Genomic DNA, 12,954 nt, shown 5'->3' with positions numbered 1-12,954 from the left:
CAATGAGCAAAAGGCTGTTGGGGATTATCCTTCTGCCCTCAATTAGGAAAGCACTCCTTAATAGTCTTTGGGCAAGGCTATCAGGCAGTGTCCGTCTTATTTAAACGGACCCCAACACAGAATTGACTGCATTTCGGCGAAAAACCCTTTCGAAACCTACTATTGTTTTTCGCATCCTCTTTCAAAATTGAACATGATTATCATCTGTACTATATTAACGTGAACAGTATGATAATACAAACAGAAATTGTCCTTTTAATCAATATTTCATTTTCGGGAATTTTTGTTTATTAATTCTACTATTTCTGTTTGTAATAATTCAAATTCTTCAAAGCCAAGTTGAGGGTTATGTTCAGAAAAGTACTGGTACGCTTGGTATACACGAACGAGATATGCTTCTGGAGAGATCGGTAACTGGTTCGCAACTTTCAAGCTCCCTTTTTCATTCATCATAAAGCGATCATTCAATGCATACAATACTTGATTCCAGCAACTGACCGTCCTAAAAAAACAACCATTTACATAATGAACGTCTCCTTTAAGAACCGCTTTTCTCGCAGTATCCATGGAAAATTGCGCTTCAAATAAAAATCTGTCAATGGATGCTTCTTTCATTTTAGAAGGGAGAGGACCTTGGGAATGCAGCTGATTCTTTAATTGGCTTATCGGTCGACTTTCTTTCTCCCACAAAATTTCAGCATAATGAACTTCCGCAGCATAAATGGTATTTACATATCCAAAAGGATGTCCGACTTGGTAATCAATCGTGATCGTACCATTTAAACATTCATTAATTTCTTTTTTTACGCGTTTGGTATCCCGTAAAATTACATCATAAGCATCCCCAGCAATTGTTAGCCATGCGCCTCCGTTTACCCATGGACCCCATTCTCCAGGCAGAAAAAGTACTTTCTCTCCTTCTCTTCTCTGTTCTGAAAGAGTCCTTAAAACCTCCTCGAATTCATCCCAATTTATTGATTCATGATAATACACACCAATATCTGTATCTGAATGAATGTCTGCTTCTCCTCTGCTTTTTGATCCGCCTAAAACAATACCGTCTATCCCATCAACTTCCGAGAGTACACTTATCCATTTTGATACATCCATTCTTCCACCTCAATTATTTTTCTTTAATCATATAGTAGTTTAGTCAACGATGCCAATAATTTCCAAGGGACAGTCTCATACCACTGGACATTGATGGCTGAAAGAAACTTCTTCTGGAAGATTGCTCCAACCATTCTATCAACACTAAATAATACGGAAGACAAAACGACTAATCAAAACTTTTAGAAAGATTTTGATTAGTCGTTTTTTCATTCTGTCAATTGTTGAGCTACCATATCATATAATGGCTCGATTTGTTTTTGGTTAATCCGTTTCATAAAGAATATACAAAATATCAAGGAAACCACTTCGGCAATTGGATAGGCCCACCAAATATTGTTTACATTCCCAGTAAGCGACATTGAATATGCTACTGGTAAAAGAACAAGAATTTGTCTAGTGAGTGAAACGACCAGACTGTATTTTCCATATCCGAAAGCTTGAAATGCCGAACTTAATACAATACTGACTCCTGCAATAATGTAATGAATACTGATAATGCGAAGAGCCGGAATTCCAATTTTAAGCATACCGTCCGAAGCATTAAAGAGTGCTAATAGCGCTTCTGGGAATAACTGAAAAATAACTGTTCCAATGAGCATAATGATTACTGCATACCTGACAGCTAACTTAATCGTATCTTTTATCCGATCTGGTTGCATTGCACCCAAATTATAACCGAGGATGGGAACCATCCCATTATTCATGCCAAAGACAGGCATAAAGACGAAGCTTTGCAGGCGGAAATACACTCCAAAAACAGCTGTCGCAGTTGCTGTAAATGATATTAAAATATTATTCATTGATAAGTTTAATACGGAACCGATCGCCATCATGACAATTGAAGGTATTCCAATTGCATAAATATCTTTGGCAATCTGAATACTCGGACGAAACTTTTTCAATGATAAACGAAGTTCCTTATTAAAATGTATATTAAAATACACCCCTAGTAATGCAGCTAACAACTGCCCAATGACAGTCGCAATTGCAGCCCCCTTTGTTCCCATCGCCGGCAGGCCAAACCATCCAAAAATAAAAATCGGATCCAGAATAATATTGGTAATGGCACCGGTTGCTTGGGAAATCATCGAATAGATTGACAAACCCGTTGACTGAAGCATCCTTTCAAAAGTAACTTGCATATAAAGTCCAAAACTAAATATTGTGACAATGTCCAAGTAATCTTTCCCATGACGCAGAATTTCCGCATTCGAAGTTTGAGCAGTAAAAAAAGCTCTTACTAGGAAAATGCCAAAAAGAAAGAAGAGAAAACTGTGAATAACATTTAAGAATATAGCATTTTCCGCTGTTTGATTGGCTTCTTCAAAACGTTTTTGCCCAAGTCTTCTCGAAACAAGAGCATTCATCCCCACTCCTGAACCAACTGCTAGAGAAATCATAAGTGTTTGAATTGGAAAAGCAAGCGATACTCCCGTCAACGCTTCTTCACTAATTTGTGCTACAAAAATACTATCAACAATATTATATAAAGATTGAACAAGCATCGATATCATCATTGGTACTGACATATTAATCAGCAAACGCTTGATTGGCATCGTACCCATTTTATTTTCTCTTTGACCGTTATTGCTCACAAAATATCTCCTCCATTAAACTTTTACATCTTTATTTTTTTCTTGAACGGGAATTAATATTTGCGTAAGGAAAAAATTTTCATCAACATTCTCATTTAAATAATTTTCTTCTGAAATCCCAGAAGTCTCAAAGGAATGCTCCTCTAACCACTGATCCATTTCTTTATAAACTGATGGAATTTTCCGATAAGGCCCTTGATGATAACAAGAAAGAAAAAGCCCTGCTGACTTTTCAGCTGGCTGTATCTCTTCTTCTCCATCCATCTTCCGATATACTGGAAAGCCAGCTTCCAGATCTACTTCTTTTTTGGAAAAAGAATAATATACGGCATAGAAAGCCCCTGCTGGATATTCATCAATCAATTTTAAATATGCGAAAACTTTGTTTCTTGCTTCATCCATCTCATTTTGTAAATCCTTTAATAAAACCGTTGATCGAACTGTTAAAGAAGGCTGTGTCTCACGTTTGATTAGTTGCCAATTACTAATTCTTCCCATCATAATCCCTTCTTTCTTATGAATTCTTCTTCATTAAAATAAGAATAGCATAATCAAAACGGTTTCACTACTTAATGGCACTCACACCTTATTTTTAATTTCTAACAGAATGAATGCGGTTTTGTTATAATAGTTAAATAGAAAGCAAACAATGAGGTGATCATCTTATGCGAAAATTCTTTAAAAAACTCCTCACAACTCTGCTGGTCATCTCGATATTATTCTATATTATTGACTCGGGATTACTTGTAACGACAATTCTTCCTTATCTTGAAAATTTCTTTCAAGTTGAAGAACCAAATGATGCTGTCTCTGTTTCCGAAGATTCTTCCAGTATGGAACACTTTATCATTAATAATCCTATTTCTCAGCCAGATTCAGTAGATGAAGGACTTATTCGTGATACAATCTTACAATTAACCAACCGATTACGAACCGAACAAAATGTTGGTACTGTACAACAAAATGATACTCTTCAAAGTGCAGCTGATATTCGAGCACAAGAGTCTGCAGAAAGTTTTTCTCATACGAGACCAAATGGGACTGAGTTTCACACAGTGTTAAACGAAGGTGGTCTGGAATATTTCTATTCAATAACTGGTGAAAATCTGGCAATGGCAACTTATCACTTAGATGATCCAGGTATGGCTGAATTTCTTTTTGAAGGTTGGGTTGAAAGCCCTGGGCACTACGAGAATATGATTGAAGCCGGTTTTGAGGAACTTGGGGTAGGCGTTTATTATGATGGTGAAATATTGTATCTTGTTCAGATATTTGGAAGTTCCTATTAATCAAAACTATTTTTACAGGACAAGAAAAGCGGACAAGTCCGCCTTGGCCTATGAAAAAATAGGAAATTTGACCCTGATTTGTCAGGAGACTTCACGCTTCAGCGGGTTAGTCGAATGATATGCGTTAGCGAGCAGCGAAGCGCGCAATGGGGCAAATTTATCTTTTTTTCACTAGGTCAGGACTTGGGAGCTAGACATTGATGGCTGAACTTATAATCCCCTAGTCTATGAACAAAAACAGCAAAGCAGATTTTTATCTGCCTTGCTGTTTTTTCTGGGTAGAACATTCAAAAAAATCGGACTATCTTATTTCGCTTTTTTACATTTTACTTGGTGCTTTAACGCCTAGTAGACGTAAGCTTTCTTGCAAGACTACCGTCGTTGCTTTTACAAGAACAAGACGTGCATTTCTTTGTTCATCTTCAATTAAAATTCTTGTATTGCCATAATATTTATTAAATGCTTGCGATAAATGTAATGAATATTTTGCAATAACGGAAGGTTCGAACTTCTCAAAAGCAGTCAACACGATATCTGGGAAACTATTGATTAATTTAATTACTTCCCAAGCATATTCATCATCCAAACTTAATTTTTCTTCTAGATCCAGCTCTACATCTGCTTTACGTAAAATACTTAGCGCACGCGCATTTGTATATTGAACGTAAGGGCCTGTTTCGCCTTCAAATTGAACGACTTCTTCTAGGACAAAGTCAAAGTTATTCAGACGATCATTTTTCAAATCATGGAAAATGACGGAACCAATACCAACTTGTTTGGCAACTTCTTCTTTATCTTCCAAATTAGGATTCTTTTCATTGATTTGTTCCATTGCTAGATTCGTTGCTTCGTTCAGTACTTCTTCTAGAAGAATAATTTTTCCTTTACGAGTTGAAAGTTTTTTACCACCTTGCGTAATCAACCCAAATGGAATATGATACATATCTTCTGCCCAGTCGTAACCCATTTCTGATAAAACAGCTTTTAATTGTTTAAAATGATTGGATTGTTCATTTCCCACTGCATACAAGGAAAGTGCGAAGTCATAGGTACGTTTGCGGTAGATTGCTGCCGCTAAGTCACGCGTAATATACAAAGTTGCTCCATCACTTTTCTTGATTAAGGCAGGATTTAAATTATACTTTTCTAGATCAACAATAGTAGCGCCACGATCAGTAGTCAACAGATTTTTCTCTTCTAATAATTCAACTACTTCATCCATTTTATCATTATAGAATGCTTCTCCATTGAATGAATCAAATGAAATATCCAACATCTCATAAATCTTCATGAATTCTTTCAAGGATTCTTCACGGAACCATTTCCAAAGCTCACTTGCTTCTTGGTCACCGTCTTCCAACTTTTTAAACCACTCGCGTGCCTCATCTTCAAGTTCTGTTTCTTCTTCAGCAACTTCATGGAATTGAACATATAATTTCAAAAGTTGTGCAATGGGATCAGCTTTTACATCAGCTTCATTGCCCCATTTTTTATAAGCCACGATCAGCTTTCCAAATTGAGTGCCCCAGTCACCTAAGTGATTGATTTTTACGGGTTTATAACCTACTTTTTCGACAATATTTGCTAAGGCATTACCAATTACCGTTGAACGTAAATGTCCCATTGAAATTGGTTTTGCAATATTTGGTGAAGACATATCGATAGGAACATTTTTTCCCTCGCCAATTGAAGCGTCCCCGAATGTATCCTTTTGTGTCGTAATTTCTTTTAAAACAGCGGAACTGATTTCATTTTTATTTAAAAAGAAATTCAAGTACGGTCCTACTGTTTCCGTTTTTTCAATAAAACTGTGATTGATTTTTTCTGCCAATTCATTGGCAATCATTTGTGGAGCTTTACGGAATACTTTCGCCAAAGAAAACGCTGGAAAAGCTACGTCCCCGTGGTCTGCATGTTTGGGATTTTCTAACAAATCGAATATTTGCTCTTCTGTTAAATGCTCCGCTACGTGCTGGTGAATTTCTTTTGCAATTAATAATTTATAATCCATTCTTCTTCTCCTTTGTTATATCTCTATCTAAGTACTTAGAGTTCACATGGTGAACAAAAAAAAGCGTCCTCTTTTGCCCTTGCAAAAGAGAGACGATTATCCGTGGTACCACTCTCGTTTGGCGCAAAATCGTGCTACGCCCTCTTTACCTGTAACGGAGCTACCCGAATAATCCTACTGTTTTCAGATCATTTTCAAAAGAAGTGCGGTTCATTTTTCTTATCGCTGTGGGCTTTCACCATCCCCACTCGCTCATAGCGTAAATGAAAAAGTACTCTCTTCTTCATAGAATCTCTATATCTATCATAATATAGCAAGAAAAGGTGCAATTGTCCATTGATTTTTACCCTATCTAGAAGAAAGTGTTTTGTTTTGAGTCTGCTTTCCTTTTTCAGTACACTATAACTACTAATAAGATTTGGGAGGAAAGATACATGCCTTGGACAGAACAGGATTATCCAAGTAGTTGGAAAAATTTAGATGTGAATACTCGTCGAAAAGCAATCGATATCGCAAATGCCATGCTAGCTGATGGATACAAAGAAGAAAGAGCTATCCCAATCGCTACATCCCAAGCCAAAAAATGGGCAGAAGACGCAACTGCAAAAGAGAAAAAAGAATTAAAAGAGAAAGATTTAACGAAACATGATTCTGATGGTGACAATAAAGGTCCAGAATATATTGAAAAAGACGTTCATGTTCGCTATATTGAAGAGGAAGAACATTGGGAAGTAAAAACAGAAGGTGCAAAACAAGCCTCGGATACTTATGACACTAAAAAAGAAGCAGAAAAACGCGCAAAAGAAATTGCTGAAAAACGAGGGACGAAAGTTGTTTCCCATAAAAAAAATGAATAAGTCTTTACTAGAAAAGCGGACAAGTCCGCCTTGGCCTATGAAAAAATAGGAAATTTGACCCTGAATTGTCAGGAGACTTCACGCTTCAGCGGGTTAGTCGAATGATATGCGTTAGCGAGCAGCGAAGCGCGCAATGGGGCAAATTTATCTTTTTTTCACTAGGTCAGGACTTGGGAGCTAGACATTGATGGCTGAACTTATAATCCCCTAGTCTATTAGAAAAGCGGACAAGTCCGCTTTCCCTATGAAAAAACAGGCAATCCGCCTTAGAGAGCAACGAAGCATGCAATGAGACAAATTTACTAGTCCCGAACCCAGTAGCTAGGCAGTGACGGCAGAACTTGTACTCGCTTAGCCTAAAATAACGATGTTCAAGTTCATTTTACGGCTCGAATGTCTTTGTTTTTCTAGAATAAAGATGTTCAAGGATAAATTTATTGCTGGACGTCGTTATTTCTAAAAAATAAAGATGTCCAGCATCGAAATCCTATTGGAACGTCTGTTTCTATAAAAACATCAAACTTTATAAAGCAGAACTTACGCTACCCTGATTTATGAAAAAACCAATCATTTTCAATTAATGATTGGTTTTTTGTTCGTTAATAAATTGTATAATTTCCTGAACCGTAATCCTTTGTTGCTCTTCAGCAGAAATGAGGGATTCTCCGTCGCCTTTTTGGATACCGTAGTTTCCAAATTGCGCATGATTCCCGCCTGCAATAATGATCTCATCATGATTTTCTGGCAGCTTTGAGCGATATTCTTCAACCTTCTCTTGATTCAATACATGGTCTTCGCTCCCATATAGGGACAAGACTGGTAAATGAGTTTGTGATAAATCAGCAGTTGAATAGGATGCTAATAAGATTAAGCCTGCTAACTCTTCTACCGCATTACTTGCAAAAATTGCAGCCATTGATCCACCTAACGAATGTCCTGCCACATACCACTGTGAAATTTCGGGATGCTCTGCCATGATGGATTCAGCTGCATTAATATCGAATACTGCCAATCCAAAGGGCATATCTGCCAAAAAAACTGCATATCCTTCTTCAGCCAGACTTTGCATCAAAGGTGCATAAGCTTCCTCCTCCACTTTCCCTCCAGGATAAAAAATAATTCCAATTTCAGCTTCTTCATTCTTGGGATAAAATCGAAGCGGATCTCCTTCAAAAACCGTTACTTTTTCATTTGATTCTAAAGCTATCAGAGCTTCATCAGTTGCATCATAGTCGTCATTTATATACCAAGCGAATAAGCCAATAAAAATAAAAAAGATGATGACCATCCCACTCAAGATTTTCTTCCAAACGGCCTTCATTTCTGATCCCTTCCTTCTTTTTTTAATTATGCTTCTTATTATAGTAGAACAACAGATAATAAGAAGTAGAAAGCAAAAAAAACCTAAGACTGTAGATTATCTCAGGATTTTTTTTTCCTCATATTATAAGCAAATGCAACTGTTACAGCAGGATTTGCTTTCTTTGCATCAACAAACACACGTAGTAATGCTTCTCCGTATCTACCTAGATTCTCTTTAATACGATGAGGATTCTGAATAATAATCATCCGCTTCGTAAAGTCGCTTGAGAGGCAGTCCCATAAGGCATCTAAATTCTTCCCATAATAGTCTGGAAGTTCCATTTTTTCTTGCAAAATAACATGTGCCGCTTCCTTATCTATAAAGCTGCTTCCATCTAAAATGATTTTTTTCATGACTGCTACTCCTCTCCATAAAGCTGTTCGAAAGTTTCATAATGATCATCCGTATAAAAAATCAAGCCATCATCAGAAAAAACAATTCGCTCCGCATTTCTGTATCCTCCCTGATAATTAATATCTGCTTCATAATAATCTCTGCCTTCTTTTTCGGGCAAGGCTCCTTCATAATTACCGAAGTAGTCTCCCCCAATTGACATTCCTTCTGCCACTTCCCAAAGGTTCCCTTTACTATTATCCCAACCTAACTCTCTTGCTTTTGATTTCGTTAAATAGTTGGGCGGAAGTTCTTCAAAAATATAGAGGTATTCAGCTACCTCTTCTTTGCTGGAATAAGCTTCTCCCTCCGTTACTTCTTTTTTCACAGTAGTTTCCGGGTAAGATTCTAAGTCCTCAAACTCTACTAAGGAACACGCTGTGAGCATTCCAAAGAGTAAAAACAGCAAAGATGGCAGTGTGATCCATTTTATTAATTTATTCTTTTTCATCATCTATATTCCTTTTACTAGCTTTTTTTTACAAATTTATTCCCACAAGAAGGACAAGTAATGGTTACTTTTCCCCTCCCTTTTGGAATACGTACTTTTTGACCACATTCGGGACATTTATAAAATCGGTGTGTTTTCTTTTGTTTCAATGTATTCTTTTTATTTTGAATGGTTTGCGTCTTCTTTTGGAAAAATTTCAAGAAGCGGTTTTTAAACTTCAAATAAGTTTGATTTTCTTGGTAATAACGTTGCTTGTCTTTTGAAAAAATACGTATATATAAAATGATAATTGCTGAAAAACCCAACCATAGTAATAATTTATTTGAAAATACTACTCCCAAAACTCCAATTATCACTCCGGCTTTTAATAAAAAACGTGAAAGATCGTCCGGGCGGTTTGATTGTTTCATAATATTCCCAATCCATTGAAAAAACTTATTCATATTTGCTTTCCATCCCCTCTAATTCTTGAAGTGAGCTTCCCACTCATTACAGTATAACGCAAAAGTATTAGAAGGAATACTGCACTAAAGTATGATATTTCGGTTTTACAGAAGAAATAAGATGATGTTGGACAGGCGTACACTTTTCTTTCGTATTGCTATTCTATTGTCGGTACAATAGAGAGACACTACTCCCCTCGATTAAACTGCAGGTCCCAATGAAAATGTTTGGCCTAAGTGAATATTCTTTTTGCATTCAAAAACAAAGAAGGTGTTGGTGAATCAAATTGATTCACCAACACCTTCAATTATCGAACTGTTTTTTCGCTCTCTACTTGCTTATTTATTTTGCAACTGCGTGAGTTTCAATTCGCTCTTTTATATAAGTCTGCACTTTATTAATCGGAATACCCAAAGCAATAGCAAACTCACTATAAAGTAAGTCTTCTGCTTTACGTAAATAGTGCTTGTCGGTTTGTCCAAGCTTTTTATTTTTCTTTTCTGCGATATCTTCTTTTACGTTAACCGTTTTAATTAATTGAATGAGTTCTTCACAATCATTTGCTAATAACATTTCTGTATATTTATTTTTTAGGAACGTAGCATTTGTCGGGCCATCAATTTCCGCTTGAATGGAAGGAATTCCTTCGATCAGGGTTTGAGCAGCCTCTTTGGAAATAACGGGTCTCATTGAAACTTTTGTATCGACAGGCGTGTATACTGTTCCACTTCGATAGATTGGTTGTAATACATAATAGACCTTCTCAACATTTGCTCCAGTAATATCAAGCTTTTCAATCGCCTCGATCTTACAGACACCCTCGTTACCATAGACAACATAATCTTCCACTTGATACAATGTAAGTCCCCCTTTTTAAATTATATGAAAAAAACAAACATCTGAATGTCTATTTTTTGCATATCACTATATATATATATTATAACAGAAAAACAAAGAAAATGTAAGGGGTACTAATTCAGCAGCGAAAACAAAGCTTTTTTGTGAAATTGCAAAGGTAAACAAGGTTATTCTTCTTTCTTTTTAATCGATTGCGTTTCAAAGAGTTCCATTTTTTTGAAAACAATTAGATAAATATTTTTATCCTATGGAAATTCAGAACAAGGAATATGAAACAAGTCATCTCTCAGTCCGCAGAACTTATAGTACCTCCTCTATAAGAAAAGCGGACAAGTCCGCCTTGGCCTATGAAAAAATAGGAAATTTGACCCTGAATGAGCAGCGAAGCGCGCAATGGGGCAAATTTATCTTTTTTTCACTAGGTCAGGACTTGGGAGCTAGACATTGATGGCTGAACTTATAATCCCCTAGTCTATAAGAAAAGCGTACAAGTCCGCCTTGACCTATGAAAAAATAGGAAATTTGACCCTGAATGAGCAGCGAAGCGCGCAATGGGGCAAATTTATCTTTTTTTCACTAGGTCAGGACTTGGGAGCTAGACATTGATGGCTGAACTTATAATCCCATAGTCTATAAAAAAAATCCCGATTCTAATAGCAGAACCGAGAATTTTTTATTTACTCCATTTCGTTGGTATCCAACTTATCAATCATATCTATAAATGCATCCCGATGTTCGGATGTATCAATGGGCTCTGCATAGTCTGATCGATTTCCAATAATTTGAATATGTTGTTGATGATTAATAAAGGTCGTTGGAGAATCTCCTCCATACTCGCCATCTAAATTAATCATGATTCGTTGGTTGTCTTTTGATTCTACCTTTACGAAACTTGTTTTAGTATATAGAACTTGCGGATGATTTAGATGTCTTCCTCCATTTAAAACTGCTCCAATAATTTGCAATATTTCAAATACATTTGCAGTTTTTAAAATGAATAAAGAGAATTTTCCATCGCCTAATACAATATCAGGATCCAGCATTTCAAAGCCGCCTGTTGAATTTGTCATCGCAACAAAAAACATGGAGCCCATCCCATCATAAACGCCGCCTTCATACTCAACGCGCATGTGAATGGGCCGTACACTTGGTAGTTTCTCTGCTCCTTTAACAAGATATGCCAGATAACCAAAAATAGTTTTCAATTTTGCGGGAACTTCATAAGTGAGATCAGTCAAGTAACCTCCTGCAGCGATATTAACGAAATATTGACCATTCGCTTGTCCCACATCCATTGGAATGACATGGTCGGCAGCAATCACCTCAGCGGCAGCCAGCAGATCCATTCGAGGTATTTTTAACGCCCGAGCATAGTCATTAGTTGTCCCTGCAGGGATAATACCAATTTTGGGACGTTTCTCTAAAGAAGCAATCCCACTAACAACTTCATTTATCGTTCCATCTCCTCCCGCAGCTACAAGCAAGTCAAAGCCTGCTAATGCAGCTCTTCTTGCTTCATTTTTAGCAGAATGAGGTTCTGGTGTTGTTGCATAGGTACTCGTTTCATATCCAGCTCTTTCTAAAATCCGCAAAATCTCTAACATATTTTTCGTTAGAACTTCTCTTCCTGCAGATGGATTATAAATCACTCTTGCTCGCATATTTATTTCCTCAACTTTCGATAATTCAATACGCAAGTCAGTATAGCACATTTTATTTTTTCTAGCTAAAAAAATCTTAGCAGTAAATTTCTGCCTCCACGCCGTAATGATCACTAACAATCGGACCGGCAACACCATCGAAAATGACTTTATAAGAAGCAACCTTCAATGGTGCGGTTATAAAAATATAATCAATTCGCAATGGTTGTTGGTTTCCTTTCCACCCATCTATACTTTTTTCTACTGTGTAGCTTCCACTTCTCTCTTCAGCCTCTTCATAAGCATCCAGCAGCTGAGGTGCCGTTGTTTTTAAATAATCATACCCTTCCCCTCTCACATCCGCTGCATTATTCAAGTCGCCCATCAAAATAATCGGGCTGCCATCTTGTTCAAGATAAGCGAGTGTCTTGTCCCATTCATAAGCAAATCCAGAGTCTTTTTCATCATTCCACCACGAATAGTGACTACTCAAGACCCGAACTTCCTGGCCTAAGAGTTGAGTTTTTCCGATTAAAATTTGTCGGGTATGGTAGTCTGCAAAATCATCTTCTAGCGAAACCAAAAAATGATCTGCCGCAATCGGAGCTTTCGATAGTATAGCCGCTCCTTCAGCATAACGGCCATAACCAATATGACTGGCTGTCCAAGACCAATAATAGTTTAAGCCCTTTTCTTTCAGTATTTCTATTAAAATATAAGCGAAGTTATCTTGATGAATATCAGCTTGGTCTGCCAGTGGCTGGAAAAAGAAATCGGTTGTCGTTTTTTCTGAATCCAACTCTTGGTTAACTTCTTGCAGGGCAATGATATCATAGTCAACTTCAGCTATTTGATCTGCTAGTTGCTGCAACTTTTTCTCCGCATCTTCTTCCATCCAACTGTGTGTATTCAACGTCATGATTTTAGACATATTATTTTC

The 12,954-nt window shown here is 36.9% G+C and carries 13 protein-coding genes, 1 riboswitch and 1 other annotated feature; of the genes, 2 read left to right on the top strand and 11 right to left on the bottom strand.

The window, feature by feature from the left end; genetic code table 11:
- Positions 1-40: 40 nt before the first annotated feature.
- A riboswitch (Lysine riboswitch) is annotated at positions 41-189 on the bottom strand.
- 78 nt (positions 190-267) lie between these two features.
- The 3 genes from EJN90_RS08445 to EJN90_RS08435 all read right to left on the bottom strand — a co-directional run bounded on the left by EJN90_RS08445 (position 268) and on the right by EJN90_RS08435 (position 3,206).
- Complete coding sequence (locus tag EJN90_RS08445) at positions 268-1,110, bottom strand: nucleotidyltransferase domain-containing protein (protein ID WP_126110287.1); 843 nt, start codon at positions 1,108-1,110, stop codon at positions 268-270.
- A gap of 209 nt (positions 1,111-1,319) precedes the next feature.
- Positions 1,320-2,708: an MATE family efflux transporter gene (locus EJN90_RS08440; protein WP_227872478.1), complete on the bottom strand. Its 1,389-nt coding sequence runs from the start codon at positions 2,706-2,708 to the stop codon at positions 1,320-1,322.
- Between the two features lie 15 nt (positions 2,709-2,723).
- Positions 2,724-3,206 carry a GyrI-like domain-containing protein gene (locus EJN90_RS08435; protein ID WP_164544045.1) on the bottom strand — a complete coding sequence of 161 codons (483 nt, stop codon included), beginning with the start codon at positions 3,204-3,206 and terminating at the stop codon, positions 2,724-2,726.
- Positions 3,207-3,373: 167 nt separating this feature from the next.
- Between EJN90_RS08435 and EJN90_RS08430 the strand changes: the two genes are divergently transcribed.
- Entirely contained in the window at positions 3,374-3,997 is a 624-nt protein-coding gene (locus tag EJN90_RS08430; protein ID WP_126110284.1) for a CAP domain-containing protein, read from the top strand.
- Positions 3,998-4,316: 319 nt separating this feature from the next.
- Here the strand turns inward: EJN90_RS08430 and argS are convergent, their stop codons facing one another.
- A complete protein-coding gene (argS, locus tag EJN90_RS08425; protein ID WP_126110282.1) occupies positions 4,317-6,008 on the bottom strand; it encodes an arginine--tRNA ligase in 1,692 nt (563 codons plus the stop codon).
- Positions 6,009-6,093: 85 nt separating this feature from the next.
- Positions 6,094-6,304 (bottom strand) — a binding site (T-box leader).
- 138 nt (positions 6,305-6,442) lie between these two features.
- Here argS and EJN90_RS08420 point away from each other — a divergent pair.
- A complete protein-coding gene (locus EJN90_RS08420; protein ID WP_126110280.1) occupies positions 6,443-6,865 on the top strand; it encodes a DUF2188 domain-containing protein in 423 nt (140 codons plus the stop codon).
- Between the two features lie 577 nt (positions 6,866-7,442).
- Here EJN90_RS08420 and EJN90_RS08415 read toward each other — a convergent pair.
- The 7 genes from EJN90_RS08415 to EJN90_RS08385 all read right to left on the bottom strand — a co-directional run bounded on the left by EJN90_RS08415 (position 7,443) and on the right by EJN90_RS08385 (position 12,945).
- Complete coding sequence (locus EJN90_RS08415; RefSeq protein WP_126110278.1) at positions 7,443-8,186, bottom strand: alpha/beta hydrolase; 744 nt, start codon at positions 8,184-8,186, stop codon at positions 7,443-7,445.
- A gap of 101 nt (positions 8,187-8,287) precedes the next feature.
- Positions 8,288-8,581, bottom strand: a complete 294-nt coding sequence (locus EJN90_RS08410; protein WP_126110276.1) for a barstar family protein — start codon at positions 8,579-8,581, stop codon at positions 8,288-8,290.
- A 5-nt stretch (positions 8,582-8,586) separates the two neighbouring features.
- Complete coding sequence (locus EJN90_RS08405) at positions 8,587-9,072, bottom strand: ribonuclease domain-containing protein (protein ID WP_174919280.1); 486 nt, start codon at positions 9,070-9,072, stop codon at positions 8,587-8,589.
- 17 nt (positions 9,073-9,089) lie between these two features.
- Positions 9,090-9,515, bottom strand: a complete 426-nt coding sequence (locus EJN90_RS08400; RefSeq protein WP_126110272.1) for a zinc ribbon domain-containing protein — start codon at positions 9,513-9,515, stop codon at positions 9,090-9,092.
- A gap of 343 nt (positions 9,516-9,858) precedes the next feature.
- Positions 9,859-10,365 carry a CarD family transcriptional regulator gene (locus EJN90_RS08395; protein ID WP_227872617.1) on the bottom strand — a complete coding sequence of 169 codons (507 nt, stop codon included), beginning with the start codon at positions 10,363-10,365 and terminating at the stop codon, positions 9,859-9,861.
- Between the two features lie 686 nt (positions 10,366-11,051).
- Positions 11,052-12,035: a diacylglycerol kinase family lipid kinase gene (locus EJN90_RS08390; protein ID WP_126110268.1), complete on the bottom strand. Its 984-nt coding sequence runs from the start codon at positions 12,033-12,035 to the stop codon at positions 11,052-11,054.
- Positions 12,036-12,111: 76 nt separating this feature from the next.
- Positions 12,112-12,945 carry an endonuclease/exonuclease/phosphatase family protein gene (locus tag EJN90_RS08385; protein ID WP_126110266.1) on the bottom strand — a complete coding sequence of 278 codons (834 nt, stop codon included), beginning with the start codon at positions 12,943-12,945 and terminating at the stop codon, positions 12,112-12,114.
- Between the last annotated feature and the right edge of the window lie 9 nt (positions 12,946-12,954).

The sequence above is a fragment of the Jeotgalibaca ciconiae genome, assembly GCF_003955755.1.
GTDB lineage: Bacteria > Bacillota > Bacilli > Lactobacillales > Aerococcaceae > Jeotgalibaca > Jeotgalibaca ciconiae.
Note: the sequence above shows the minus strand (reverse complement) of the source record. Positions and strands in the feature narration are given on the sequence as shown.